The following is a 26,974-nucleotide window of genomic DNA, read 5'->3' on the forward strand; positions in this document are numbered from 1 at the left end:
GCTAGCGTATCCATGGATTTGAACACGATTACCGAAGTCGCTCACCCCAAGAGCCGCGCGCAACTGCCCGTTTGGACGGCAGGCGATGCTTGGCTCGCGGGCGGGACCTGGCTGTTCTCCGAACCCCAGTCCCATCTGAGGCGGCTGATCGATCTGACCGACCTCAAATGGCCGGCGCTCACGATCGGGGAGGCCGAGCTTTCGATCGCGGCGACCTGCACGGTGGCGCAGCTCGACGCGCTCGCCTGCCCGCCGGAATGGCTCGCCGCACCCCTGATCAACCAATGCTGCCGAGCGTATCTGGCATCCTTCAAGATCTGGAAGACCGCCACCGTCGGCGGCAATCTCTGCATGTCGCTGCCCGCCGGCCCAATGATCTCGCTGACATCGGCGCTCGATGGCGTCTGCACGATCTGGAAGGCGGACGGCAGCGAGCAGAAGCTGCGCGTCACCGATTTTGTTATTGCCGACGAGCGCAATGTGCTCGCGCCGGGCGACCTGTTGCGGCAGATCGATATCCCACTCGCAGCGCTGAAACGACGCTCGGCTTTCCGACAGATCTCGCTGACGCCGGTAGGCCGCTCGGCCGCCTTGCTGATCGGCAGCATCGATAGCGGCGGCGGCATGACGCTGACGATTACAGCATCGACCAAGCGGCCGGTCCAATTGTCCTTTGCCAAAGGCCCGCAGGCCGAAGAACTGCGCGAGGCGATCCTGGATCACATTCCGGACGCGCTCTATCATGATGACGTCCACGGCAAGCCGGCATGGCGCAAGCACATGACGCTGCGCCTTGCCGAAGAGATTCGCAGGGAATTGCAAGGCCCGGCCCACTCATGACGTTTGAGATCAACGACAAGGCGTTCTCGGAAAATCCGCGCGCGGGGCAATGCCTGCGGACGTTCTTGCGCGACCTCGGGCATTTCGGCGTCAAGAAAGGCTGCGACGCCGGCGACTGCGGCGCCTGCACCGTGCTGCTCGACGGCGAGCCGGTACATAGTTGCCTGATCCCGGCGTTTCGCGCCGACGGCCATGCCGTCACCACCATCGAAGGCCTCGCTAGCGATGGCGGCACGCATCCGATGCAACAGGCATTTCTCGATGCGCAGGGCTTTCAGTGCGGCTTCTGCACCGCCGGCATGATCCTGACCTGCGCGTCGCTGAACCAGGCGCAACGGCAGGATCTCGGGGCTTCGCTGAAGGGAAACATTTGCCGCTGCACTGGCTATCGCGCGATCGAGGACGCGCTCGACGGCAAGACCAATATCGAGGACGCCGCCGCCGGCACCGCCTTCGGCCGCAGCCTGCCGGCGCCGGCCGGACCGCAGGTGGTTCGGGGCGCGGCGCGCTACACCTTCGATACGGCGGTGGAAGGTTTGCTGCACATCAAACTGCTGCGCTCGCCGCATCCGCACGCCAAAATCATCTCGATCGACAAGACCGCGGCATTGGCCGTTCCCGGCGTGCATGCGGTCCTGACCTTCGAAGACGCGCCGCGCCGGCTGTTTTCCACCGCGCGGCACGAAAGAGTCTGGATGGATCCGGACGATACCCGCGTGCTGGACGATGTCGTGCGCTTCATCGGACAGAAAGTCGCCGCCGTCGTTGCGGAAACCGAGGCGGCTGCCGAAGAAGGCTGCCGCCGCCTCAAGGTCGACTACGACATCTTGCCGGCGGTGTTCGATCCCGAACAGGCGATTGCGCCCGGCGCGCCGCTGCTTCACGCGGACAAAACAACGGAACAGCGCGTGACCGGCGCGGGGCGGAACATCGTCGCGGAAACCCATGGCGAGTACGGCGATGTCGCCAGCGCGCTTAAGCAGTCCGCGGTCACCTATGAGGGCACGTTCACGACCCAGCGCGTCCAGCACGCTGCCTTGGAAACCCATGGCGGGCTCGCCTGGGTCGACGCCAGCGGCATCCTGAACGTACGCTCCAGCACGCAGACGCCGTTCCTGACGCGGCGGGCGCTGACGGAGATTTTTGACCTCGCCCCGGACAAGGTCCGGGTGTTCTGCGAACGGGTCGGCGGCGGCTTTGGCGGCAAGCAGGAAATGTTCGTCGAGGATATTCTGGCGCTCGCTGCGCTCAAGACCGGACGCCCGGTGAAACTGGAGTTCACCCGCGAGGAGCAATTCATCTCGACCTCGACGCGGCATCCGATGCGCGTCAGCGTCAAGGCCGGCGCCGACAGTGACGGAAAACTGACGGCGCTGCAGCTCGACGTGCTCTCCAACACCGGTGCCTATGGCAATCATGGCCCACCGGTGCTGTTCCATGCCTGCGGCGAGTCGCTCGGCGTCTATAATTGCCCGAACAAGAAGGTCGACGCCGTCGTCGCCTATACCAACACGCTGCCGGCGGGCGCCTTCCGCGGCTACGGCCTGCCGCAAACGCTTATCGCGGTGGAAGCCGCCATCGACGAACTGGCCAAGGGTCTTGGCATCAGTCCGTTTGAGATCCGCCGCCGCAACATCGTCAAGCCCGGCGATCCCATGCTGTCGCCGCCGGGCTCCGGGCATAACGACATCTTCTACGGCTCCTACGGGCTCGATCAGTGCCTCGACCTGGTCGAGCGCGCGATGCAGGCCGAAGCACCCAAGGTCGAGCTCTCCGCCGACTGGCTGATCGGCGAAGGCATCGCGCTGACCATGATCGACACCGTGCCGCCGGACGGGCATATCGCGGATGCCGCGATTGCGCTCTGCGAGGACGGCTCCTTCGAGCTGACCGTCGGCACCGCCGAGTTCGGCAACGGCACCTCGACGGTGCATCGCCAGATCGCCGCGACCGCGCTTGCGACCACCGTCGACCAGATTCGCCTTAGGCAATCGGACACCGCGCATGGCGGCCACGACACCGGCGCCTATGGCTCTACCGGCACGTTTGTCGCCGGACGCGCGACCCAGGCAGCGGCGAAAAATCTCGCCGACGATCTCAGGGTATTCGTTTCCACCGCGGCCAAGACCGATCCCGACGCTTGCGTGCTCGAAAACGATTCCGTGGTCTGCGGCAAGGAGCGCGTCTCGTTCGCCAAGATCGCCGAGACCGCGCGCGCGCAAGGACAGTCGCTTCACGCAACCGGCTCTTCCGGGGGTACGCCGCGCTCGGTTGCGTTCAACGTGCAGGGTTTTAGGGTCGCCGTGAACAAGGGTACCGGCGAAATCAAGATTCTGAAGAGCGTGCAGGCCGCCGATGCCGGCCGGGTCGCCAATCCCATGCAATGCCGCGGCCAGGTCGAGGGCGGCGTCGCGCAGTCGCTCGGCGCCACCCTCTACGAGGAGATGGTGATCGATGAGGGCGGCCGCGTCGTCAATCCGAAATTCCGCGACTATCATTTGCCGTCCTTTGCCGACGTTCCGCGCACCGAAGTGTTGTTCGCCGACACCAGCGATACGCTGGGGCCGATGGGCGCCAAATCGATGAGCGAGAGCCCCTATAATCCGGTCGCCGCCGCGCTCGGTAACGCGCTTGCGAATGCCACCGGCATCCGCTTCGCGTCGGTGCCGTTCAAGCCGGACCGGCTGTGGCCGAAGCTTCAGGAGAAGTTTGGCTCGTAATCACCCCCGCCCCACCGTGCATTCGATCTGGCCGTGGGGCTCGTCGGTCGGCAGGAAGACGTCGTTGTGGTTATCGAGCCCGAATGCCGACAGGTTCATCGGGATGAAGTGCATGTTCGGGCAGGCCATGCTGATCTCGGAAATTTCCGGCACCGCCGCAAGCGCCGCTTCGCCCATCCGGTACAAACTGTCCTGCACGCTCGAGCTATAGGTGGTGCCGAACACTTCCAGCGCGGTCGAAAGGATCTTCGCGTTGGTGGCCGGATAGTTTTCCGGCTTCGCCGACCATTTCCAGGACGCCACCATGGAGGTCGCACACATCCGGTCGTTGGTTTCCTTGATCGTCGTGTAGGGATCCTTGACATAGTTTTCCCAGCCCGACTGGGTCGACTTCATGAAGGTAAACCCGTCGATGCCGGAAGCGAGCGTCGATCCCTGGCGAGTGGCGGTGACTTCGACGGTCGGCTTGCCGTTGCCGTCGAGCACAAAACTGTGCGGATGCGGCTTGCCGCCGAAACTGAGCCGGCTCCATTTTGTCTCATGCGCGGTGATCGCCACCGAACTGACCTGCGGATAAGTGTCGAGATATTTCGTGGCCAGCACTTGGCAGAATTCCTCCGTACAGAGAGAGGTGTTTTCTCGCGCGACGATGTTGACGACGTTCTTGATGGTGTCGGTCGAGACCGAGGTCGAGTTGTCGGCGTGCGTATAGGCGCGGGCAAAATCGCCCTCGATCATCGCCTTGACGTTGAGCTGGCTGACCTCGTGGCGATCGCCATCGCGATGGATGCGCATGACGCGAACCCGGCCCTTGCCGTATTTGTTTTTTATCAGTGGCACGTGCGAGACCTCCTGTTCAATCGGCGATTTTTGCCCGGCTCCGTTTCGCACCGGCCCCGGTCAATGAATAGCAACCTGCGTGCCAATTCAACTCCCCCGATAGGTCGCGTAGCTCCAGGGCGTGACCAATAGCGGCACGTGGAGATGGCCTTCGGGATCGCTCACCGAAAAACGTAACGGTATTTTATCGAGGAACGGCGGATCGGACATCGGCACCTGCCGTTCGGTAAAATATTTCCCGACGCTGAAGGTCAGCTCATAGCGCCCGATCGGCACCGGCCGGCCGCCGATCAGGGGCTTGTCGGTGCGGCCATCGGCATTGGTGATGGTGCGGGTCACGACGCGGCTTGAGCCGAGCTCGGATAGTTCGACGAGTTCGACCGCGATGCCGGCCGCGGGCCGGCCGCTATGCGTATCCAGCACATGGGTCGACAGCCGCCCATGCACCTGCAGCCGGTCGTCGCCAACGACGAGTAAATCAAGGCGCAGTGCCGCGATCCGGCAGATCTCCTCGATCGATTTCCGCGTCTCGGTTTTGGCATCGTTCGGCAGGCGGCGCTCGAAATCGCGCAGGATCGAATCCTTGGTGTGGCGGCGAACACTGACGATGTAAGGAAAACCGAATTTGGCGCGGTAGGCATTGTTGACGCGCTCGAACGCCTCATATTCGGCATCCGACAAGCGGTCGAAGCCGACGCTGTTCTGTTCGTCATTGGATTCCGCGGTGAGGCCGGCGGCACGCTGGGTCTTGTTGGCGAGATCGGGATGCGCTTTTATCAGTGCAAGGCGCAGTTCGGGGGCCCCGCGATCGACGGCGGCCTTCATCGCGGCGAACAACGCCTTCACGCCGGCAAACGGCCGTGCGGATGCCGCCTGCTCGGCGATCCATGGCGAGTACTCAAAGATATTAGAAAGCGCCGCGACAAAATCGTCCTTGCTGCAGACGTTGAGATCGGCGAGCGTTTTCTGCGACATCTTTGCCCTCGCTATCCGATGTCGAAGGCGTTGGCGGCGAGATGCGAAAGATGGGCGTGCCAGTGCTGCGCGATCTGCAGCCGCGTCGGCACCCAGACCCGCTCATGCTTCATGATGTAGTCGAGAAACCGCATCAGCGATGCCGCGCGGCCGGGACGGCCGACCACGCGGCAATGCAGCCCGACCGACATCATCTTTGGTGACGTCTCGCCTTCGGCATAGAGCACGTCAAAACTGTCCTTGAGATAAGTGAAGAACTGATCGCCGCCGCCAAACCCCTGCGCATTGACAAAGCGCATGTCGTTGGCATCGAGGCTATAGGGGATGATCAGATGCGGCCCGGCCGGTCCCTTGATCCAGTACGGCAGATCGTCGGCATAGGAGTCGCAGGAATAGAGGAAGCCGCCGGCCTCCATCACCAGCCGCACCGTGTTGATCGAGGTACGCCCGGTGTACCAGCCGAGCGGATGCTGTCCGGTGACCTCGGTGTGGACACGGATCGCGTCCGCGATCTCCGCGCGCTCCTCCGCTTCCGACATGTCCTTGTGCTCGACCCATCGGAGGCTGTGGCTGGCAATATCCCAGCCGGCCTCTTTCATGGCGGCGACAATTAACGGATTTCGTTTCAGCGCGTTGGCGACGCCGAATACGGTGGTCGGCAGCTTGCGCTCGGTAAAGATCCGCCACAGCCGCCAGAAGCCGGCGCGCGAGCCATATTCGAACATGGATTCGATATTGGCGTGGCGCTGCCCGGGCCAGGGCTGCGCGCCCAGCACGTCCGACAAAAACGCCTCCGACGCACGGTCGCCGTGCAAAATGTTGTTCTCGCCGCCCTCTTCGAAATTGACCACGAACTGCACAGCGACGCGCGCATTGCCCGGCCAGCGCGGATCGGGCGGGTTGCGCCCGTAGCCATGGAGGTCGCGGGGATATCGGGCGTCCGCCACTTAGACTTCCTCGAACCTGATCTTCTGCGCGCCTTTCCAGAGCACGGTCTTGCCGAACGTCGCCAAATTCTCCAGGCCCGAGGTTAGCGTAACAAAATGATTGCCGGCGAGCTGGCCCATCTTGCTCGCGAAATGCACGCCGCCATAGGCCAGCAGAATCTCGGTCTCGCTGATGCCGCCGGGATAGAGGATGATCTGGCCCGGCGCGGGATAGCTGGTGTGGTTCTCGTAAGTGACGCCGAAATCGAGATCGCCGAGCGGCATCCAGACGCCCTCGCCGCTCCAGCGCACATGGATGGCCTGGCTCTCGAACGGCATCGCCTTGCGAAAGGCGGCGACGGTTTTTGGCGCCAGTTGTTCTTCGAAACGGGCCTGGAAAACGAAGTCGCCGGCGTGGACGATGAGTTGGCTCATTTAGGAATACTCGTGATGGCTGTAGGAACTTGGGCCGAAACAGATTGCAGCCGAAGGCCGAAGAAGCAAGGAACATTCCAGCCGGGAGCCGGGCTTTAGAAACTCTTACCGCCTATTGGTCCGGCCGCTTTCTTTCATAGGACCAGCCAAAAATACCGCTGCGCTGCACCTCCGGTTCCGGGGGCGGCGCGGGCGCGACTTCGGCCTGCGGCGGCGGAGGCGGTGGGGTCGGCAAGGTCTCGCACTTCATCGAATAGACCAGCTTGCCGTCTTCGGTGCGGCCGATTGGCGCACAATTGTCGACCCGCGCGGTCGCGCCCTTGGGCACCAATTTGGTTTGCGCCAACACGGGCGATACGATCACGGGCGATGCGATCAGGAGAATTGTAAATACCAGCTTCTTCATCGGTTTTCTCGGAGGGCGCGGCGGCCGTCGGACGGGTTTAGGGAAATCTATCATAGTTGGGAAGCCGCCGAACCCGTCGCCTGCCGAATATTTGATCCAAAGACTTCGCTGACCAACAAATTGGCTCCCCGTTTCGTGATGGTCGGGCCCGTAATAATCAGCGTGACGCATCGTTATGTCGGAAGCGAAGGCGCCAGCCCGCGAGACGATTTTTGTCTCGTGAGTTGAGCGTCTGCACAAGGGAGATTTAAAATGCAAAAGACCATCCTGACCATTCTCGCTTCCAGCCTGCTTGCGGCCTCGACCGTCCAGATCGCCGCGGCCGCGGAGCATCACCGGAGCCACAAGCTCTACCGCACGCATGCGCCGATCAGCGAAGAAATCCGCAACAGCAACGCCTATTATGCGCCGGATTATTACGCTCCGTCGTCCCGCTGGCCGCAGCCCGATTGGTCTGACTATTCGCGCTACCAGAACGGCGCGGAGTCGGCCCCGGCTGGGCACTAAGCGTACCGGTTGAAAAAAGAAGTCGGACGGAAGGTAGGGCGTCCATCGCCTCACTAACGACCGTCATACCCCGCGCATGCGGGGTATCCAGTACGCCGCGGCTTTTCGGATCTTTCACTGGCGTCTCTGGAATACTGGATCGCCCGCTGGAGCCTGTCATCGGGCGGCGCGTTGCGCCGACCCGGTGGCGGGCGATGACGGCGGAGGGTGAGGCGGCGGTTTCAAACTTCAAGCAGCCGCGCCTTCGCGATCTCGCCGCATGTTTTGCGCGAGTCTTGCAAGAACCTTCTGCCCTCGGAGATCAGAGGGCGCAGGGAATGCCGGGCGCTCGATGCGCCCGCAGCCGCGCGTGTAGTGTAGTAAACACGCGCGTTAGTCACCACGGTCACACCGGAACAACCCGGCATTCCCCGCGCAATGGTTTTAACGGTTGCTTCGTGCTCTCCCCGGTGACCGGGCTCTTTTGCCACCGTCATCGGCGGAGACAACTCCGCCAACTTGACACCAGCGTCGGGGTGTCAGGACCACACGACTTCGCCGTCCGCTTGAGCGCTGTTCGTCAATAGCGCCACCGCGTCCACCGCATCCCGCCCAACGTTCGTGACGATCGCGAAACGCCCCTCTGTGTGGGACGGGATGGCGGGGGATATAGAGGTGATTTGGGCAAATCACGAAGCGGTATATTTTTGCGAACGGGACTGGACGACCCAAATCAGCTTGATCCGGCTCAAGAAATTGGCGTTTTCGCGCAGAGGCCGGCCCGTAGCCTGGGTCGGCGCGAAGCGCCGCCCCGTTGGCTCCGTCCAGGCTACAACTGAGCCGCTACCAAATCAGAAAAGTTCAGTTGGAGGTTCGCCATGCTCAAGCTTCCACCGCCCGTCTGGGCTTTAGCGTATGTCCTGCTCGCCGCCGCAATCAGCGGGTGGCTCGGCTGGCCCGAATTCCCCGGCCTGCCGATTGCGCCGCTCGGTATCGCGCTGATAGCGGCCGGTTTTGTTCCGCCGGTTTGGGCATTGGTTCTGTTCCGTCGTGCGGACACCGAAATTGAACCGACCTCACCTACCAATCGCGCTTTGGTTACCAGCGGTCCTTACCGATTTACCCGCAACCCAATGTACCTCGGACTGGTGACCCTCACCCTCGGCATTGCGGTGTGGGTCGGCGCCTGGCCGATGCTGATCGCGCCGTTGGCGGTGTTCGCGACCGCCAATTGGGTCCACATCCCCTTCGAGGAAGCCAAGATGCGCCGCCAGTTCGGCGCGGCGTATGATGATTATGTCGCGCGCGTGCGGCGGTGGGTGTGAGGGGCCTGTGCCGTTATCCGCTTGGCGCCGAGCATCATAGTTCGTCATGCCCGGGCTTGTCCCGGGCATCCACGTCTTGCCGATATCACCGCAAGAAAGACGTGGATGGCCGGGACAAGCCCGGCCATGACGAGGAAGTGAGTTGGAAAATGTGCTACCCCCCGCCGGACAACATCTTCACCAGCCGATAAAGATAATCCTCGCCCTGGTAGAACGATTTTATCATGACCCGCTCGTCCTTGCCGTGGGCGCGGATGTCGTGGATATCGTTGGCGAGGCCGGAGTGGCCGTAGGTCGGAATGCCAGCGTTGCGCAGATAGCTGCCGTCGGTGGCGCCGGCGCTCATGATCGGAAGCACGACCGCGCCGGGCCAGAACTCCTGCGTCAGTTTCTCGATCGATCCCATGATCTCCTCATGCAGCGCCGACGGCGCGCTGATGACCGGCTGATCGAGTTGGGTCACCGTGATCTGATCGTCGTCGAGCACCTTCTCCAGCGTCGCTTTGACTTCATCGACGGGCTCGCCGGGCATGATCCGGCAATTGACTTTGGCGCTCGCAAGCTGCGGCAACGCGTTCACCGCGTGGCCGCCCGACAGCATGGTCGCGACGCAGGTGGTGCGCAGTTGCGCGTTATAGACCGGATTGGCGGCGAGCCGGACGAACGACATCGCGGCCGGATCGGGTTTATCCGACAAAACCGTGCGCATGTCGGCCGCGGTCTGTTCGCCCTCGAATTGCGCTGTGCGATCGAAGTAAGCGCGCGTGGTGTCGTTGAGTTTTAGCGGAAAGCTGAATTTGGAGAGGCGCACCAGGCCCTCCGCGAGGTGATAGATGGCGTTGTCCCTGCTAGGGACCGAGCTGTGGCCGCCTTTGTTCTTGACGTCGAGCTGATAGCTCAGGGAGACTTTCTCGCTGGTCTGCACGCTGTTCCGGATCGGCGTGCCGTTCTTCAGCCCGACCCCGCCGCCCTCGTTGAGTGCGAATTCGGCATCGATCAGGTCGCGATGATTGTTGAGCAGCCACTGGATGCCCAGCGCATCGCGGTCGAGGATTTCTTCGTCGGTCTCGAGTGCGACGATGATGTCGCGGTCGGGCTTGTAGCCTTCCTGCTTGTAGCGAATGAGATTGGTGATGAAGGCCGCCGCCATGTATTTGTCGTCGCCGCTGCCGCGCGCGTAGTAATAGCCGTCCTGCTCGGTCATTTTGAACGGATCGACCGACCAGTCCTCGCGGTTGGCCGGCACGACGTCGAGATGGGCCAAAAGGAGAATCGGTTTGCGCGCGCCGGTGCCGCGCAAGCGCGCGACCAGATTGCCCTTGCGCGGCGCCGGCTGGAACACGTGGATGTCGGCATCCGCCAACCCCGCGGCCCGCAGCCGCGCCCCCATCGCTTCGGCGGCACGCAAGGTGTCGCCGGTCGCGGTCACGGTGTTGATTTCGACCAGCTCCTTGTAGATGTCATGGGCAAGCTGCTGTTGCGGATTCAGTGCTTCGGCGGCGGCGAGGCCCGGCAGCATCGCGACCAAGGCCGCCAACGGCCAAATCCAGGAGCGCTTCCGCGACGTGAGGCCTTCCCGCCAAATCTCTCTCAGCATCTCTGTTCTCCAAATAATGCGTCAATCTGTATCAATTCAGACAGGTAATCCGTTCGCTGGCAAGATGCCGGACCGAACAGTTACGCGCGCCAGCTATTCTCAGGAGGCGCGATTTAATCATTAGCCGTCGTCGTCCCGGCGAACGCCGGGACCCATGACCACCGGCGTTTGTTGTTACGAAAGCCGTCGCCCTTCAGCGCCTCAGCCGACAGGCCGCGGCGTATGGGTCCCGGTTCAAGGCCGGGACGACGACGTGCTATTTGGCGGCGACGACTTCGATTTCGACCAGGAAACCGGGATTGGCGAGCGCCGCGACGCCGACCACGGACCGTGCCGGCAGATTGGGCTGGCTGCCGCCGAAGAATTGCGTGTAGCCTTCCATGAAGGCTTTAAAATCCATCGGCGCGCGGGTGTCGTGCACGAGGAAGACCTGCATCTTGACCACGTCGCCCATGCCGAGCCCGAGGCCTTCGAGAATCCCTTTGATCTTGGTGAGAGCGCCGACCGTCTGGGTCTTGGTGTCGCCATAGGCCTGCGGGGTGTTCGGCTCGGCATCTTTGCTGACGACCGGCGGCACCTGGCCGCTGATGTAGTAGGTGGTTGCATCGCCGGTGACCTTGACCGCCTGGGCGATCGGGAAGCTGGAATTTGGTATCGGATATCGCACGACTTCCGCGGCGCAGGGATTTGCGATGAGGGCGATTGCGAAAAATGCGCCGAGCGAAAATAGCGTTGCGGGTTTCATGTCTGTCTCCATGCGTCGGATCATTCATAGGCTAACGTTAACGCGGCGGCGGTGCAGTTTTCTCCCTCTCCCCGCCCTTTCGCGGGGAGAGGGCATAGGCGGCCTACGGCCGCCGTTCTTGATAGAAGAACACCGATGCGCAGCATCGGCTATGGTGAGGGGCTGCCTCCGCGAATGCTGAAGCACAAATTATGCGGTGACTCCCCCTCACCCGGATCGCATCTGCGATGCGATCCGACCTCTCCCCGCAAGCGGGGCGAGGTAAGAGCGTTACCGCCGAGCGGTCCTGACGTCTTCAGCCGTCACCGCATCCGAAAAATTATTGCCGAAATGCGTCCGCACATAGTTCACCACCGCGGCGACCTGGTCGTCGCTCAGCATCGCACCGAATCGCGGCATGCCGCGCTGGCCGTTGACGACGACGGTGACGGGATAACCGCCGGCCTCGAGATTGCTGTTGCCTGCGAGCGAGGGATAGGTTCCGGCGCCGGTTGCGCCCTTGGCGTCGGGCATGTGGCAGCCTTGGCAGACATTGGCGAATAATTCCTCGCCGGTCATTTCGGCAAACCTGAAACCCGTGCTCAGTGCGGGCCTGGAGGCCGAGGGCCCGGTATCCTGCGCGTAGGCCATGAACGACAGTAGCGCGAGCGCCGCGGGTACCGCGATGGAGAGGGCGTTTCGAGGATTGTCGCTTTCCTGGATCATCACGTTTTCACCACGCGCTCATGCAGGCGGCTGATGGCGTCGAGCGACGACAGAATGGCGCCCTCCTGCCAGGCCGGAATGTAGGACGCGTGCTCGCCCGCCAGCACGATCCTGCCGTCGATCTGGCAGAGATTTTCATAATGCTCGCCCCTCGCTTGGTCGCTCCAGTTGCCGGCGCAGCCCAAGGTGAAGGGCACGCGGTGCCAGGCGATGGCGATGCCGTTCTCGAACTCGGCATTATATTGCGGATGAATCATCGCGCCGAATCCGACCGCGCGGCGGACGCGCTCGGCGGGCGTCATCGAGGTGAATTCATACGCATTGGGGCCGTCGAAGAGATACGCGCCGAGCAGCACGCCCTTGCCCGCACCGTTGAAGCCGGTGTTGGGATAGGCGATTTGCCGGATTGGCAGATCCGTATAGCTGATGCCGCCATAGATCGCCTCATCGTCCTCCCAGAAACGGCGCTTGAACTGCAGGCCGATCTTGACGGAGGGCGAATAGGGCACGGCATCGATCGCCGCCTTCATGCGGTCGCCGATTTCGAGCGGAAGCTGGCTGAGGATCGGGAGCGGGATGGTGCAGACGCACCAATCGGCTTTTGCCTGCTGCGGCGTGCCTGCGGATTTGAGGTCGGTATAGGTGACGGTGACGCCACTGTCGTCTTGCTGGATGCGGGTCACCTTGGCGTCGTAGCGGATGAGGTCGCCGACTTCCTTTGCAAAAGCCTTGCCGATCATGTCCATGCCGCCGACCGGCTGAAACATCGTGGTCTGAAAACTGTGGCGCGCGAAATTCTGTAAGTAGACCCAGAGCCGCGACTTCAGGATCTCGGAAAGATGGACCGGTTCGCCCGGGATCGGCACCGCGGTCAAGCCGCCGCCGGGATCCTTGGCGTAGCCGCGAAACTCCGCGGAAATCAGATTTGCCTTGTAGGCGTAGTTATTGTCCAGCGCACCCCAGTATCTCAACGCCTGCAGGAGGATCTCGCGATCCTGTTTCGTTACGGCCTCGTCGAGCTTGCCTTGTTGGGTGACCTTGGCGAGCAATTCCGAGACCTGTCCCTGGAAATCGGTCTTGATGTCGCGAATCCGCTGCGGCGCGCCGCCGAAAGCGTTGGTCGCATGCAAGAGCGCGTTGTGATTGAGCTGGATGAAGGGCTCGAGCGCGACGCCGAGCCGCTTGCAGTAATCCAATAGCGCACGATGGTGATAGGGAATCCGCCACGGGCCGGGATTGAGATAGAGGCCCTGGTCGAATTCGCAGGTCTGGCTGGCACCACCGAGTTCGGTAAAGGAATCGCCGCCGCGCAGGGTCCAGTTGCGGCCCCCGGGCCTGTTGTTGAACTCCAGGATCCGCACCTGGTATCCGGCCTTGCGCAATTCGAGCGCCGCCGTCATGCCGGCAAGCCCGGCGCCGAGGATCAGGACGGAAGCGCCCTTCGGATCGCCCTCGAGCTTGATCGGGCCTTTATATCCGGAGTCGGAGGCAAAGCCGAGCGAGGTCATCGCGTGATACATCGCAGCGCTGCCGGAAACCGCTCCGATCAGGGAGAGCAGGTCGCGCCGACTAACGAATGCAGGCTCGCTTTGCATCGTTATCTGTTGCTCAATCCTTATCCGGCACAAGAACGAAGATACAATGATATTCTGCGTCGGGCGTCGAGCGTTTATCGCCAGCCACAGGATTTATCGCGAATTTGTGACCTCACGGACGCCGCCGACTCATGAGGCCGCAAATTGCCTCAGGCGTCGATGATCGCCACCGCCCGGGTCCAGCCCGCCGAGGCGCGCTCGATCTTCACCGGAAAACATGACACCATGAATCCGGTCGACGGCAGTTGCTCGAGATTGTGCAGCTTTTCGATGTGGCAATAGCCGATGTGGCGGCCGGCCTTGTGGCCTTCCCAGATCAGGCTGGCGTCTTTTGTTTCCGCGTATTTTTTCGCGGTGTAGACGAACGGCGCGTCCCAGCTCCAGCCATCGATGCCGGTCAGCCGCACGCCGCGCTCGAGCAGATACATCGTCGCCTCATAGCCCATGCCGCAGCCTGACGTGACGTAGTCCGGCCGGCCGTATTTGGCGCCGGCGCTGGTATTGACGACGACGATCTCGAGCGGCGACAGCGTATGGCCGATGCGTTTCAGTTCGGTTTCGACATCCTTTGCGGTGGCGACATAGCCGTCGGGCAAATGCCGGAAATCGAGTTTGACGCCCGGCTGCAGGCACCATTCCAGCGGCACCTCGTCGATGGTCCAGGAACGCATCCCCCGATTCATGGTCGGGTGAAAGTGCCAGGGCGCGTCGAGATGGGTGCCGTTATGGGTGGAAAGGTTGACCTGCTCGACCGCCCAGCCCTGCCCGTCCGGCAGATCTTCGGCCTTGAGCCCTTCGAAAAACTGCAGCATGCGCGGCAGGCCCTGCTGGTGATCGATATACTGGATGGTCGGATGGTTGCCGGGCGGATCGGCCGGCACATCGTTTTGCAACGGCACGGAAATATCGATCAGTCGTCTGGCCATGGGTTTTCCTCCTGTCGTTATTATTTGCAGCCATCGCGGCTATCAATCACATCGGCTTGATGCCGGCTTTGGCGACGACGTCACGCCATTTCGGCACTTCGTCATCGATGCGCTTTCGCATGCCCTCGCGCCCGTTGGCGATGACCTCGAAACCGTTGTCGCGCAATTGCTGGGCAATGTCGGGCCGCTTTAGAAGCTCGACCGACTTCGCCGACAACAGCGCGACGATCTCAGGCGCGGTCTTGGCCGGCGCCAAGAAACCCTGGAAGGTATCGGCGATCAAGTCCGTAAAGCCGAGCTCGACCATGGTCGGCACCTCAGGCAGATCGAACCACCGGCGCGCGCCGGTGACGGCGAGCGCCTTCAACGCACCGCTCTCGATGAGAGGATGCGCAGGCGGCAGCGCCGCGCAGGCGAGCTGGGTGGTGCCGCCGAGCACCGCCTGGATCGCGGGACCCGCGCCGGAGAACGGCACATGCGTGATTTGAATGCCGCTGACGATCTTGAGCAGCTCGCTCGATAGATGCGGCGTGGTGCCGATGCCTGGGCTCGCGTAGTTGAGCTCATTCGGATCGGCTTTTGCGCGGGCGATCATCTCGGCAATCGAATTGATGCCGAGCTTGGGGTTAGCCAGAAATACATTCGGTGAGGTCCCCAGTTCAGCGATCGGTGCGAAGTCCTTGTAGGGATCGTAGGGGATCGTTGCATAAAGACCGGGATTGACGACATAGGCGCTCGAGGTGATCAGGAGCGTGTAGCCGTCCGGCTCGGCATGCGCCGCAGCCCCGATCCCGATATTGCCGCCGGCCCCGGCCTTGTTCTCGATAATCATGGTGCCGCCGATGGCTTCGCCGAGATGCTTGGTAATGATGCGCGCCATGATGTCGGTTGGCCCCGCGGGAGCGAACGGCACGATGATCTTGATGGTTCGTTCAGGATAGAGAGCCGCCCTCGCCTGCCTCAGGCCGATTCCTGGCGCGGCAAGCGCGCCGATCGCAAGGCCCGCGCTGCGCAACACCGCGCGGCGCGATGGATGGGTCAATTTCCGACCCGGCATGACATCCTCCCGATGCAGTTATTGTTTCGACCATCATCGCCTCTGCAAATCATACAGTCAATCAACGCGACGCCACGTTTCATGGCACGTGCTTCAAGATGTGATGGGCAATCTTTTCGCGTGACATGCCTGCGCTGGAAAATCACAAACCGCTTGACTTCATAATATGAAGTGTTGACTATAATATCAGTACTAAGATGCCCGTTCAGGTGGCATGGCGATTGAGCGGAGACGGACATGACGATCCTGCAGGTGGGCGGCGCGACCGCGACGGCGCGCAGCTTCTGGCTCGGTGTTGCGGCCTATCTAGTCCCGACCTTTCCGATCGCCTATGCGTGGCACCTGGTCGTGTTCGCACCCACCTATGAAGCCCTCGGGATCTATCGGCCGGATCCAATCATCCCGTTCGGCTTCGCATCAATGTTGATTCAGGGAATCGTATTCTCGTGGGCCTATCCGCGGCTGTTTCCCGGACGTGGCAGCGCGATCCTCAAACCGGGCCTCGCTTACGGGCTCGCGCTCGCGATCCTGTCGTGGTCATTCACCACGCTCGCGGTCGCGGCCAAGAATATCATGACCTCGGTACCCGCCTTTGTTCAGTTGGAGACCGGCTTTACGTTGCTGCAGTTTCTGATCGTCGGACCGCTGATCGCACTTGCCTACCGGAATTGATCGCGGCCAGCGCGGCGTTTGATCCGAAAAAATCTGAGATTGAAACAGGGGAGTTGTTATGCCGAAATACATCATCGCTTATCATGGCGGCGTGAAATTTGAGAGCCCGGAGCAAGGCGCCGCGCATATGGCAAAGTGGAAAGCCTGGGTCGGTGAGCTCGGCGACGCCGTCGTCAATCCCGGCACACCATTGGCAAAGGGCAAGTTGATAAACTCCCGCGGCGTATCGGATGCCGGGGAAAATCTGTTGACCGGCTTTTCGATGATCATGGCCGACAGCATGGACGCCGCGCTCAAAATGGCTCAGCGCTGCCCGTATGTTGATCATGGTACTGTCGAAGTCGCGGAAGTCATGGAAATGAAGTGATGAGGAAATGTCACCGCCGTGTCGCTTGAATGAGTGGAGCACGCTATAACCAGTTCTGCGCGCTGGCGCGGGCCGCGGAGATCATTGGAGAGCGCTGGACACTGCTCATCATCCGCGAGCTCTTGCTCAACCCGATGCGGTTCGGCGATCTCGGCGCGCGGCTCGACGCTATAAGCCCTGCGCTTCTGACGGCGCGTCTCGATGCGTTGATCGAAAGCGGCATCGTGCGACGCACGAGCCTGCCCGCGCCGTTCAAGGCCCAGGTCTATGAGCTGACCGAGATCGGCCTTGCCGTGCAACCTGCGATCCGGGAGCTGATCCGCTGGGGCGGACGCTTCCTTTTTCCCATGCAGGAAGACGACAGGTTCGAGCCGGATTGGGCGCTGCTCGCGCTCGACGCCATCGCGCGCCGCACGCCGACGCCGGAGTGCCGCATCGGCTTGCTTGTGCCGCACCGGGAGCGTCCCGCAAGCTTTGTGGTCGAGGGCGGAGCTGAGGGAACACGCATCGCCAAGGGAGAGCCATCGGGTGGTGCGGTGATCGAGGCGCGGTTCGATGTCCTGCTGCAAATCCTCGCCAGGCAAGTGTCGCTCGACGCGGCGGTTACGAGCCGCAAGGCCAGGACCGAAGGGAGCACACGCACCTTGCGCAAGCTGCCAGAACTGTTCGATCTGGCCACGGCTAGAAGCTGAGGGCGTAGCGGGAACGCGCGCAGCACGGCGCGCCAAATGCCGACCGATCAGACTGCCGCTTGATTGGTCGTCCTGACGAGCTTTGGATAGCGGGGGCGGAGATTGTCGGAGTGCGCCATGCCATTCGACGACACGTAGAGCCGTACTGCCACAAACGCGGCGTTCAACGCCAGCCACCCGGCCAGTCCAAGTACGATCGTCGACGTCATGTTCTCCTCCCCGCCAGATTCGGCAATGGCGATAATAAAATAAATTTTTGTGACGAGCGCGAAGATTCGATGCGGCGACGCACCAATTCTGCTGACCATCCGCCCGTATAAATCCGGACCTTGCCCAATCCAGAGTTTATCCCGGCGACGGGTTCGCGACGTCTCGCACGGCGACGCCGCCGCCATGTCGAAGGCTCAGGAAAGGCCGGAATTCAATTTCATCGCGAGGAGCGGTGGGAACCGGACCTTCGATGACGCGCCTGATCTCTATAAAAATGGGTCCAGGAAGGCGCTCAGCGCGTCTAGTTTGACACGGGCAATCGCTATATGGCTCTAGGAGAAAGGTTGGAACTGGCAATAGCGGGAGCTCGTGTGATGGCCAAACTGGAATTTCGCTGGATCTTATTTGCACTATTTTTAGGCGTTGGGCTGTCGACCGATCGCGTTGCAGCCGTAACCGTGGAGGTCGCCAAGAAGTGCAACGTTCTTGTCGCAAAAGCCTTCCCTCCCGTGCAACCTGGCAACCCAGCGGCAGGCAGCAAAGGGAAGTCCCCTGACGCGCAGGCCTATTTTAAAAAATGCCTGGATAAGGGGGGCAATATGGACGATGGCACCCCCAAACAATAGCGAAACAAGTTGCCGTCGTGAGACCGCGATTGAACGAGCGGCATCGGGCATCAAATAAGACGAACCTTGACGTGTCAGCCGCGTTGTTGGAGCTGGATAGGCCAGTGTTGGAGTTCGATCGAATGAAGCGTCTGCAGTGTATTTTTATCCTGCTGCTGGCAACATCGATCCCCATGCGTGGGGTGCTGGCGCAGGGAACGCACGATCCTTCAACGCCACCCCAACCCTTTGTGGTGCAGCAAGGCCCGCTGCCGACGAACACCACGCCGCCGACGCCGAACCGCGTGCAACGGAACATCTTTTCTCCGGACGCACCGACGCCGAGAGCGCAGCGGATTTTTCGACGCGGAACGACCCGCTGACGATCCCTGCTCCATTCATTGCAAGGAACGGCGGAGGACCGGGCGTTCGATTGCCGAATTGACACGCTGCCGCCACTTTTTGTGGACGGCCTGCTTGGATATCCCGCAGCAGGTGCCGATCATGTCCAGAGAGGCGCCCGCGGCACGCGCCCTTCCAACCGCGACAGAGAATGCGACCCCTTGTCTCAGCTCGATCGCGGCCTGGATTGCAGCCAATGATCTCTGTTTTTTTCGTGCCGCGCGGTGCAGCTCTCTATTTCTTTTCAGCTGCGCGTCTCTCGCGAGCTGCGAAGGATGGCGAACGCCCTTTAGCCGATAATATCGACCGGTCACCGATCCCAAAGATTTGCCAAGTTGTTTTGATATTTCGCGAAAGCTCAGACCTTCCGACTTGAGTCTCAGGATCGTTTCGTCGGTTATGGTTCTGTTTCGCACAGGCATGATTTTGTTTCACTGCGCCTTCGATGGCTTCGCTGAATCTCACTCCGCCGCCAGTCTGATGTCCGGCGCCGCGGCCCGAACGTCGGCGTCGACCTGAGCTTCGAACTTGGCAAAGTTCTTCGCGAACATGGCGACCAGGGCGCGTGCGGTCGTGTCGAACTCGGCCTTGTCGGCCCAGGTTTTTATCGGATCGAGGATATGCGGCTCGACGCCGGGCAGCGAGGTCGGCACCGCGAAACCGAAATAGCGGTCGGTGCGGAAGTCGGCATTGCGCAGCGAGCCGTTCAAGGCGGCCGTCAATAGCGCCCGCGTTACCTTGATCGGCATGCGCCGGCCGGTGCCGTATTTGCCGCCGGTCCACCCGGTATTGACCAGCCAGCAATCGACGTCGTGCTTTGCGATCAGGTCGCGCAACAGATTGCCGTACACCGAAGGGTCGCGCGGCAGGAACGGCGAGCCGAAGCAGGTGGAAAATTCCGGCTGCGGCTCCTTGCCGAGCCCGCGCTCGGTGCCCGCGACTTTGGCCGTGTAGCCGGACAGGAAGTGATACATCGCCTGCGCCGGGGTCAATTTTGCGATCGGCGGCATCACGCCGAACGCATCGGCGGCCAGCATCACCACATTCTTCGGATGCGGCGCGCGGCCGGTGCGTGAGGCGTTGGGGATGAAGTCGAGCGGATAGGCCGAGCGGGTGTTTTCCGTTTTTGAGCCGTCATCGAAATCAGGCTCGCGGGTGTTTTGGTCGAGCACCACGTTTTCCAGGACCGCGCCAAACCGTTTGCTGGCGGCATAGATCTCGGGCTCGGCCTCTTTCGACAGTTTGATGCATTTGGCGTAGCAGCCGCCCTCGAAATTGAACACGCCGTCACTGCCCCAGCCGTGCTCGTCGTCACCGATCAGGGTGCGTTTCGGATCGGCCGACAGCGTGGTCTTACCGGTGCCGGACAAGCCGAAGAAGATCGCGGTATCGCCGTCGGGGCCGACATTGGCCGAGCAGTGCATCGGCATCACGCCCTTTTCGGGGAGATAGTAATTCAGCGTGGTGAACACGCTCTTCTTCATCTCGCCGGCATAATAGGACCCGCCGATCAGCACGATCTTGCGGGCGAAATCGATCGCGACCACGTTCTCCGAGCGTACGCCGTGGCGTTTCGGATCGGCCTTGAAACTCGGCAGGTCGATGATGGTCAGTTCAGGCACGAAACTCTTAAGCTCCGACGCCTCGGGGCGGATCAAGAGCGTGCGGATGAACAGCGAATGCCAGGCCAGTTCAGTGAAGACCCGGGTCTTGATCCTAAAGCTCGGATCGGCGCCGCCATAGAGATCCTGCGCGAACAGCGTCATGCCTTCGGCATGGGTCAGGAAATCCTTGTAGAGGGTGTCGAACTGCTCTGACGTGATCGACTGGTTGCCGGCCCACCACATGTTCTTGTCGGTTGTGGCGTCGCGAACCGTGAACTTGTCCTTCGGGCTGCGGCCGGTGAACTCGCCGGTGTCCGCGCACAGCGCGCCATCGGCCGACAGCACGGCTTCGCCGGCGGCAAGCGAATGCTCATAGAGCTGCGGCGCGCCAAAATTCCAGTTGACGCCCTTGAGTTTTCTTAAGCCGAATTTATCGGCGCCGAAGGCACCGTTACGCACACCCGTCTCTTGCAACTTAAGTCCCCTCTCTGCTCCATGGAGCCACGAAAGCCTGGCTTTAACTTGGCAGGCGCTGTCTCCATCCGATCCCCAAAAGCCGAGCAATAATGATGCCAAGGCAAATGGCCGGGGCGCGTTTTCTTCCGCACCCCCAGCAGGGGCGATTGTTTATTTCGCAGAGCTGCAGAGACTTTCAGCAGCTTTTGACCAATAACTGGCCCGTTAGCGCGTCGTTGTTATCAAACTGTCAAATGCGGCCGGGCAGCGACACAACTGAGCCCAATTGGCGGCCTTCAAATTGAGCGGATGTAAGGACGACGGCGCTTGGCGAGGCCGGAGATGAAGGAGGCAACTCGTCGAGGCAGCCTCGCTATGCCCACCTATTTTGCTTAACGCTCACTTATTTTGCCGGCACACAGACAAATGAAACGTCGGGCGACGCCTTGCCGCTGAGATTGACAGCCTCGGTTGACCTGGCCGCCTTCAGGCACGCAGGCATGTCGGTGAAAGACGATATGTGAACGGCGCCGGAGCCGTTGCTGGCGGTCCACATCAAAATAAGCACGACAGCCACTATTATTCCTTCTCCGTTGGCTGACAGGCACTTCATCTGACTAGCCCGGGTCTGGCGTTGATGATCATCAATTCATCGGCGTGGAATCACGCTGGCGGACGGGTTTCCCCGGGAACCGCAACGTCTTCGATGACAATCAGGGTTGATCTGATCGCGAGCTCCGCTATGAATTGAAACATGTTTCAAAAGCTAGTCGCGCTCGCCGCGTGGGGCACCCTCGGCTTCATCACCTTTGCAACGCTGTCCCCGATTGGGCTTCGGCCCCATGCGGCGACCGATATCGGCATTGAGCACGTAGCCGCGTTCTCGGTTGCCGGGTTTTTATTTGGCGTGGCGTACCCGCGCCGCATAATCCCTGTCATCGTGCTCGTGCTCGGAAGCGCCATTATCCTGGAAGTCCTGCAGCTGTACACTCCTGATCGCCATGCCCGGCTGCTCGATCTCGGCCTCAAGCTATTGGGCGGCTCGATTGGTATCGCCATCGCCTGCGTTCTGCGGCCGTTGAGGCCTATCGCCTGAGCCGTCGTTGGCACCATCGTTTGTCGCATGAAGATAGAATTTGGCACCCACAGCGCGATGTTTGAGAGGTCCTACATGGTAAAGCCTGCAGTCGCGGTGATTCTTCTGGTGATCGCCGGGCAAGGACCAGGAAGCGCGGTAGCCGCACCGAGCACCGAAACCGCCAAACGCTGCATTCACTATGCTTACCTGGTCTATCCCCATAAGCGCCCGGGCTCGGTACACATGAGCGGCGACCGTCAGGCCTATTTCACCGACTGTATGGCGAAAGATGGTAACGTGCCGCCGCCGAGCTCTTCCAAACCTTAGCGCAATGCCGACCAATGCGGCGTTCGCCTGTGGCGAAAAGATGATGTTCTATGCCCCAAATTTGGGCTAGTCTGGTCCTATCATCCTATTCGACTCCACAATCAAGGACGCAGCGCACCCGATGGCTTCGGGAGACTTGATACCGAGCAATCACGATCAATCGGAGCCGGCTGATGCCGAGGTCCAGTTCGCGCTTGTCATCACTCGCATGATCGACTCGGTCAAGAACAACCCAGATGATATGCGTCAGGCCATCTACGATCTTGCTCGCTACAAGTTGCAAGAACAGTTTACCTATGCCGACGTCAAAGACATCAAACGAACCCAGCAAGCCCTGGAATCCGCCATTCGAGGCGTCGAGGCCTTCTCAAGGCAACACGGCAGCATTACCGCGGCGGTACCGCCTCCCTCAGGCATCGGCCATCCCGATGTCAAGGAGCCGGTGTCTCGCGACCTTCCTCCCGAATGGATCCGCGACGTCGGGAGCCAACCACGTTTCGGGATGAAGCGGGCGCCGGCCGATGTCAGCTGGAGGTCGACCCGTCGTCTGCCATGGCCGTATGTGAAGCGAACGCTCGGGATGTTCGCCATTCTGGTTGCGATATTGGTAGCCGTTCAGCAGCGCGAGCGGTTCGCTTTGCTGATCCAGAATCTGCCGAAGTACGAAAGGCAGGCCGCTGTTGAACAGCCGCGACCGCCGGCACCGGCAATTAGCGTCAAGATACCCGAGCCGCCTCCGAAAAAGCCGGCGCCGCTGCGGCCCACCGATTATGGCGTCTATGCGGTCAGCGACGATTCACTCATCGAACTGCAGCCATTGACCGGGCGGCCTCCCGATATCCGGGTCGCGGTCTCCGCCGCCCTGAAGGCGCCCAACCGCACATTATTGCCAAACGGCCATCCGAAATTCATTGTCTTCCGCCGAGACGTTGCCTCGAACATTTCAGACCGCGCTGAAGTCCGGATAATGGCCAAGATTGCGCGCGAGTTCTCGGCGGAAGTGGCCGGCAAGAAACCAAGCGATGGTGACGACAGCTGGGTCATTCGAAATTTATCATTCCCGTTTCGATCATCTCCCGTCAGCGACAACCCTGAAATGTACGAACTCCATAGCGAAGACCCCGCATTGGAATTGACGCCTGGCCGTTACGCCCTCGTCCTGAAGAACCAGGCGTATGATTTCATCGTCGAAGGCGAAGCGGTCGATCCACGGCAATGTATAGAGCGAATAATCACTTCGAACGGCACGTACTATTCGGAATGCAAAAAACTCTGATCTCTGTTCTGCCACTTATTCCCGAGTCACGGATCCCTTCGCGAGTTTAGTGAATCATGAAATCGTGAAGCCAGGCAACATGTGCGTTTGCGACATTTGCGCTGCCGGAATGGTCGAGCCCCGCATCATGTCCTGCATCGATCCCCTGATGATATGATTGAGCATCGTTCGCGGGTGCCGTCGGATGGCTGCTTTCGACCGGCGACCCAGATCCATCGAGCGCGACACTGTCTGGGGTTGCGGAGGCTCCGCCTGGCGGTGTGTGGAAGATAAACGCATCATTCGCCGCGCCTCCGAGCGTGACCGACGAAGCGGTTGAGCCGGTGGTGACGGCAGGGGTAGACGCAAAATGGAAGCCGTCCTTCGGAGGATCGATGGCGATGGTGCCACCGTGTCCATCGCTGGAAAGCGTGAATGTCGAATTGGTGTAATTGCCGACCAGCGAAAGGTTTGCGACGTCATTTTGCGCGTCGCGAATCGTCAGGATTCCTCCCGAGGCGTTGCCCGCATAAGAATACGTCGTTCCCGCTCCGAACGAGATGTCCTTCAAATCGATTTGATCGGAGCTCGACGGATTACCATCACCTGTCAAATTGAGTATCTGGCCGGTGAACAATGACGAGTTGTCTAGAACCAGGGTACCGGTTACGCCGCTGAATTTAACAGTTCCGGAATCGGCGCCGGTCAATTCGAGAGACGACCCTGCGTCGATTGTCGCCGCCTGGGTCACGTTGCTCAAAGTCAACAGCACGTTGCCGGTGGCCTCGATGACGGTAGAAGGAGTGTTGATGATGCCGTCGCCATTGAGGTCCTGATGGAAAATGGATTCGAAGGAGTCCATCAGAGAGCTGTTTCCCGACACGACCGCGGTATTTGAGATGAAGTTCCCGCTGCTATCTGTGTACCAGACCCCATACTCATCGACGCCCGCGATTTTCCAGGCCACGTCATATCCGGTTGCTGTTTGCTCCACGGCAATGGGCGTCCAGGCGCCAAACTCACCCGCCACCACTGCCGCGCCGGCGAATTTTATCTCGGGGCCAGAGCCGGTGCTGGTGTTATCAAGATAAAAATTATTGTCGACCTGGACCAGACTGGTCGATCCAGACGACTCGATTGCCGGCGTTTGCACCGGACTCGTCGATGCAGAGAGCGCGAGTGCTGATGTTTGCAGCGGCGGCGTGCCAATCACGCCATCGCCGTTTAGATCCTGGTGGAAGCTGATCTCGTACGCTTCCAGCATAGCGCTGGTTCCTGACACGACCGCGGTATTTGAGACGTAGTTGCCGTTGCTATCTGTATTCCAAACGCCGTATTCATCGGCGCCGGCGACTTTCCAGGCAACTTCGTACCCGGTCAGGGTCTGCTCCACGCCAATCGGCGCCCACGCGCCGAGCTGGCCCGCCACCACCGCCGCCCCGGCAAATTTCAACTCGGGGCCGGCCCCGGTGCTATTGCTGTAAAAATAGTAATTGTTGCCGACCTCGACCAGGCTGGTCGACCCGGACGACTCTATCACCGACGTTTGCGGCGAGGGAGGACCGATCACGCCGTCGCCATTCAGATCCTGATGGAAGCTCGTCTCGAACGATTCCAGCATAGCGCTGGTTCCCGACACGACATCGGTATTCGAGACGTAGTTGCCGTTGCTATCTGTATTCCAAATCCCGTATTGATCAGCGCCTGTGACTTTCCAGGCAACTTCGTAACCGGTCAGGGTCTGCTCCACGCCAATCGGCGCCCACGCGCCAAGCTGGCCCGCCACCACTGCCGCCCCGGCAAATTTCAATTCAGGGCCGGCCCCCGTGCTATTGCTGTCAAAATAGAAATTGTTGCCGACCTCGACCAGGCTCGTCGATCCAAACGACTCAATCACAACCGGCGTCGGGCCAATGACGGGGTCTAGAACGTTTGAGACACTGCTGACATTGCCGGCGGCGTCCGTCGCGGTCGCGGTAAAATCTTGCGTGCCTGGTGAAAGCGGCCCAGTGTTGATATTCCAGCTTCCACTGGTATCCGCTACGCCTGCCCCCAGCAAAGTTGTTCCGTTAAAAAGCTTAACGGTGCTTCCAGCTTCCGCGGTGCCGGTCACGATAAGCGCGGTCGCCGACGCAGGTGCATCGGAGATAATATGGGGCGCGCCCGGGGCGACGGTATCGATGGTCACGTTCAGTGCGGCCGAGGCCGTGCTGATATTCCCGGCGGCGTCCATTGCCTTGCCGGTAAAGGCGTGACTGCCGTCCGACAGGGTTGCGGTCGCGAACGACCAGGCGCCGCTACTATTGGCGGTCGCGTTGCCGATCTGCGTGGTACCGTCGAACACCTCGACAGTGTCGCCAGCTGGCGCCGTCCCGGTCAGGGTCAGCTGATTGACATTCGTGATGCCGTCGCCAACCACACCGCTGTCGGGCGAGAACGAGGCCACCGTCGGCGCCGGTGGAGGCGGCGCATTTATCGTCAGATTCAGCGCAGCTGAAGCCGCGCTAACTGTACCCGCTGCATCTCTATCAGTAGCAGTAAAACTATGTGCGGCATTGGCAAGCGCTCCCGTTGCGAAGGACCAAGATCCTGTGCTGTCGGCATTAACTATGCCGATCTGGGTTGATCCGTCAAAAATCTGAACGGCGCTATTAACCGCCGCCATTCCGTTCAGCGTGATCTGACTGACGTTTGTTGTACTAGGTGAATACCCAGTAATCGTCGGTGCGTTATGCGCAAAGATCGCCTCCATCGTTGCCGCACCCCATCCCATTTTTGGATCGATGCTATTGAGGTCGGCAACCGGCCACCACGAGTTCTTTCCGGAGGGATCGGCGTAGACATAGTTCCAGACAGTGCTCGAAACGCCCGCGGCTTCCACCGCACTAAGGGTTTTGTTTAGAAGGGGTATCCAGCTGGGATCGTTGTTCGGTACGCCAAGCTCTCCCAAGTAGCCCTGATAATTGTTTGCTTTTAGCCAATCCAAGAAGGGCTGCACATCCTGAACGCCCGTATTCGCGGTGTCACCTTGCTGAGCGTAGGTCAGAGAATACGTACCACTGCCGTTGTCGAAATACTGATGTGCCTCGTAAATGATCTTATTTGCAGGGTCCGTGATATGAAGGTTGGCGTTGGTGTATAGCCAGTTTTTGGCAGTCGCCCACTGGTCGCCTTCAACGTAAATTGGCGTACTCATGTCAACAGCGCGGATGGCATCGACGGCTGCCTGCGCCGCCTTCGGCCAGACAGTCGCGTCAGGCATACTGTTTGGTTCGTTCATAATGTCGTAACCCGCAAGCCCGGCATGACCCTTGAGCTGCGTTGCGAGTTGGCTCCAAAGAGAAGCGAAGGAAGAGATTGGAACAGCGCTGGTGCCGATTTTGGATGAAGTAGCCAAGTCGGCCTGTGTAATGACCCCCCATTCGGTCGCGGCCTGTGCGGCGTAATTTGCGTCGTAACCCCCGGAATTATGTAGATCTACGACTACCTTGATTCCCCGAGCGGCCGCTTCGGTCAGAACGTTCTCCAACCCGGCCAAATAAGTAGGGTCCAGGGGGCCATTCAGGGTAGGTTGCATTCGCTCCCAACTGATTGGAAGGCGAATTAATGTGATCCCCTCCTTCTGCAGATAATCCAAATCGCTGGCGCCAACGAACGGCATCCAAGAGTATTCAGCTCCACTAACGTTTACGCCAACAGTCACCGAAACTCCTGTTCCGCGTTCTCTG

Annotated in this window: 27 protein-coding genes; 12 read left to right on the forward strand and 15 right to left on the reverse strand. The window is 60.7% G+C overall.

The genetic code is table 11. The features are described 5' to 3' along the window. The first annotated feature begins 12 nt into the window (after positions 1-12). Both B5526_RS08035 and B5526_RS08040 read left to right on the forward strand, forming a co-directional pair. Positions 13-840: an FAD binding domain-containing protein gene (locus tag B5526_RS08035; RefSeq protein WP_079537722.1), complete on the forward strand. Its 828-nt coding sequence runs from the start codon at positions 13-15 to the stop codon at positions 838-840. Further along, positions 837-3,560 carry a molybdopterin-dependent oxidoreductase gene (locus tag B5526_RS08040; RefSeq protein WP_079537723.1) on the forward strand — a complete coding sequence of 908 codons (2,724 nt, stop codon included), beginning with the start codon at positions 837-839 and terminating at the stop codon, positions 3,558-3,560. The genes B5526_RS08035 and B5526_RS08040 overlap by 4 nt, the downstream gene beginning before the upstream one ends. Here the strand turns inward: B5526_RS08040 and pucL are convergent, their stop codons facing one another. The 5 genes from pucL to B5526_RS08065 all read right to left on the reverse strand — a co-directional run bounded on the left by pucL (position 3,561) and on the right by B5526_RS08065 (position 7,142). Beyond that, entirely contained in the window at positions 3,561-4,400 is an 840-nt protein-coding gene (pucL, locus tag B5526_RS08045; RefSeq protein WP_079544795.1) for a factor-independent urate hydroxylase, read from the reverse strand. A gap of 87 nt (positions 4,401-4,487) precedes the next feature. Continuing rightward, positions 4,488-5,375 carry a 2-oxo-4-hydroxy-4-carboxy-5-ureidoimidazoline decarboxylase gene (gene uraD / locus B5526_RS08050; protein WP_079537724.1) on the reverse strand — a complete coding sequence of 296 codons (888 nt, stop codon included), beginning with the start codon at positions 5,373-5,375 and terminating at the stop codon, positions 4,488-4,490. 11 nt (positions 5,376-5,386) lie between these two features. Beyond that, positions 5,387-6,322 (reverse strand): allantoinase PuuE, encoded by a 936-nt coding sequence (puuE, locus tag B5526_RS08055; protein WP_079537725.1) that lies wholly within the window; start codon positions 6,320-6,322, stop codon positions 5,387-5,389. Continuing rightward, on the reverse strand, positions 6,323-6,736 hold the full coding sequence (locus B5526_RS08060; protein ID WP_079537726.1) for a DUF3830 family protein: 414 nt from the start codon (positions 6,734-6,736) through the stop codon (positions 6,323-6,325). Positions 6,737-6,848: 112 nt separating this feature from the next. After that, entirely contained in the window at positions 6,849-7,142 is a 294-nt protein-coding gene (locus B5526_RS08065) for a hypothetical protein (protein ID WP_079537727.1), read from the reverse strand. Positions 7,143-7,394: 252 nt separating this feature from the next. Here B5526_RS08065 and B5526_RS08070 point away from each other — a divergent pair, with 252 nt between their 5' ends. Both B5526_RS08070 and B5526_RS08075 read left to right on the forward strand, forming a co-directional pair. Then, positions 7,395-7,649 (forward strand): hypothetical protein, encoded by a 255-nt coding sequence (locus B5526_RS08070; protein WP_079537728.1) that lies wholly within the window; start codon positions 7,395-7,397, stop codon positions 7,647-7,649. Between the two features lie 857 nt (positions 7,650-8,506). Next, positions 8,507-8,953, forward strand: coding sequence for a methyltransferase family protein (locus tag B5526_RS08075; RefSeq protein WP_079537729.1), 447 nt, complete (start codon positions 8,507-8,509; stop codon positions 8,951-8,953). A 154-nt stretch (positions 8,954-9,107) separates the two neighbouring features. Here B5526_RS08075 and B5526_RS08080 read toward each other — a convergent pair whose 3' ends face one another. From B5526_RS08080 to B5526_RS08105, 6 genes are all read right to left on the reverse strand, one after another. Beyond that, the gene (locus tag B5526_RS08080) at positions 9,108-10,550 is read right to left on the reverse strand and encodes a M20/M25/M40 family metallo-hydrolase (protein ID WP_079537730.1); all 1,443 of its coding nucleotides are present in this window, start codon (positions 10,548-10,550) and stop codon (positions 9,108-9,110) included. A gap of 256 nt (positions 10,551-10,806) precedes the next feature. Beyond that, positions 10,807-11,295 carry a RidA family protein gene (locus tag B5526_RS08085; protein WP_079537731.1) on the reverse strand — a complete coding sequence of 163 codons (489 nt, stop codon included), beginning with the start codon at positions 11,293-11,295 and terminating at the stop codon, positions 10,807-10,809. 270 nt (positions 11,296-11,565) lie between these two features. Next, the gene (locus tag B5526_RS08090) at positions 11,566-12,000 is read right to left on the reverse strand and encodes a c-type cytochrome (RefSeq protein ID WP_079537732.1); all 435 of its coding nucleotides are present in this window, start codon (positions 11,998-12,000) and stop codon (positions 11,566-11,568) included. Continuing rightward, positions 12,000-13,595, reverse strand: coding sequence for an NAD(P)/FAD-dependent oxidoreductase (locus tag B5526_RS08095; protein WP_079537733.1), 1,596 nt, complete (start codon positions 13,593-13,595; stop codon positions 12,000-12,002). The genes B5526_RS08090 and B5526_RS08095 overlap by 1 nt, the downstream gene beginning before the upstream one ends. Positions 13,596-13,744: 149 nt before the next feature. After that, positions 13,745-14,521, reverse strand: a complete 777-nt coding sequence (locus B5526_RS08100) for a cyclase family protein (RefSeq protein WP_079537734.1) — start codon at positions 14,519-14,521, stop codon at positions 13,745-13,747. Between the two features lie 46 nt (positions 14,522-14,567). Next, positions 14,568-15,578 (reverse strand): Bug family tripartite tricarboxylate transporter substrate binding protein, encoded by a 1,011-nt coding sequence (locus B5526_RS08105; RefSeq protein WP_079537735.1) that lies wholly within the window; start codon positions 15,576-15,578, stop codon positions 14,568-14,570. 237 nt (positions 15,579-15,815) lie between these two features. Between B5526_RS08105 and B5526_RS08110 the strand changes: the two genes are divergently transcribed. Genes B5526_RS08110 through B5526_RS08120 form a run of 3 tightly spaced genes read left to right on the forward strand, consistent with a single transcriptional unit; the run spans position 15,816 to position 17,309 of the window. Further along, complete coding sequence (locus B5526_RS08110) at positions 15,816-16,250, forward strand: hypothetical protein (RefSeq protein WP_079537736.1); 435 nt, start codon at positions 15,816-15,818, stop codon at positions 16,248-16,250. Between the two features lie 58 nt (positions 16,251-16,308). Continuing rightward, positions 16,309-16,617, forward strand: a complete 309-nt coding sequence (locus B5526_RS08115; RefSeq protein WP_079537737.1) for a YciI family protein — start codon at positions 16,309-16,311, stop codon at positions 16,615-16,617. A 29-nt stretch (positions 16,618-16,646) separates the two neighbouring features. Beyond that, positions 16,647-17,309 (forward strand): winged helix-turn-helix transcriptional regulator, encoded by a 663-nt coding sequence (locus B5526_RS08120; protein WP_079537738.1) that lies wholly within the window; start codon positions 16,647-16,649, stop codon positions 17,307-17,309. A 47-nt stretch (positions 17,310-17,356) separates the two neighbouring features. Here B5526_RS08120 and B5526_RS08125 read toward each other — a convergent pair whose 3' ends face one another. After that, a complete protein-coding gene (locus tag B5526_RS08125) occupies positions 17,357-17,704 on the reverse strand; it encodes a hypothetical protein (RefSeq protein ID WP_154071198.1) in 348 nt (115 codons plus the stop codon). Between the two features lie 189 nt (positions 17,705-17,893). On the opposite strand from B5526_RS08125, the gene B5526_RS08130 reads away from it, so the two are divergent. Both B5526_RS08130 and B5526_RS37470 read left to right on the forward strand, forming a co-directional pair. Beyond that, positions 17,894-18,145, forward strand: a complete 252-nt coding sequence (locus B5526_RS08130; protein WP_244562224.1) for a hypothetical protein — start codon at positions 17,894-17,896, stop codon at positions 18,143-18,145. 122 nt (positions 18,146-18,267) lie between these two features. Further along, positions 18,268-18,507 carry a hypothetical protein gene (locus tag B5526_RS37470; protein ID WP_154071199.1) on the forward strand — a complete coding sequence of 80 codons (240 nt, stop codon included), beginning with the start codon at positions 18,268-18,270 and terminating at the stop codon, positions 18,505-18,507. 15 nt (positions 18,508-18,522) lie between these two features. Here the strand turns inward: B5526_RS37470 and B5526_RS38640 are convergent, their stop codons facing one another. After that, positions 18,523-18,948, reverse strand: coding sequence for a hypothetical protein (locus B5526_RS38640; RefSeq protein ID WP_079537740.1), 426 nt, complete (start codon positions 18,946-18,948; stop codon positions 18,523-18,525). Positions 18,949-18,987: 39 nt separating this feature from the next. Further along, the gene (locus tag B5526_RS08140; RefSeq protein ID WP_079537741.1) at positions 18,988-20,604 is read right to left on the reverse strand and encodes a phosphoenolpyruvate carboxykinase; all 1,617 of its coding nucleotides are present in this window, start codon (positions 20,602-20,604) and stop codon (positions 18,988-18,990) included. A gap of 736 nt (positions 20,605-21,340) precedes the next feature. Between B5526_RS08140 and B5526_RS08145 the strand changes: the two genes are divergently transcribed. From B5526_RS08145 to B5526_RS08155, 3 genes are all read left to right on the forward strand, one after another. Next, positions 21,341-21,682 (forward strand): VanZ family protein, encoded by a 342-nt coding sequence (locus tag B5526_RS08145; RefSeq protein ID WP_172842001.1) that lies wholly within the window; start codon positions 21,341-21,343, stop codon positions 21,680-21,682. A gap of 27 nt (positions 21,683-21,709) precedes the next feature. Then, positions 21,710-21,991, forward strand: a complete 282-nt coding sequence (locus tag B5526_RS08150; RefSeq protein WP_244562225.1) for a hypothetical protein — start codon at positions 21,710-21,712, stop codon at positions 21,989-21,991. Between the two features lie 121 nt (positions 21,992-22,112). Then, complete coding sequence (locus B5526_RS08155) at positions 22,113-23,267, forward strand: hypothetical protein (protein WP_079537742.1); 1,155 nt, start codon at positions 22,113-22,115, stop codon at positions 23,265-23,267. Positions 23,268-23,313: 46 nt separating this feature from the next. Here the strand turns inward: B5526_RS08155 and B5526_RS08160 are convergent, their stop codons facing one another. Next, positions 23,314-26,949: a cellulase family glycosylhydrolase gene (locus tag B5526_RS08160; RefSeq protein ID WP_283807606.1), complete on the reverse strand. Its 3,636-nt coding sequence runs from the start codon at positions 26,947-26,949 to the stop codon at positions 23,314-23,316. Between the last annotated feature and the right edge of the window lie 25 nt (positions 26,950-26,974).

It is taken from the genome of Bradyrhizobium lablabi (assembly GCF_900141755.1).
Lineage (GTDB): Bacteria > Pseudomonadota > Alphaproteobacteria > Rhizobiales > Xanthobacteraceae > Bradyrhizobium > Bradyrhizobium lablabi_A.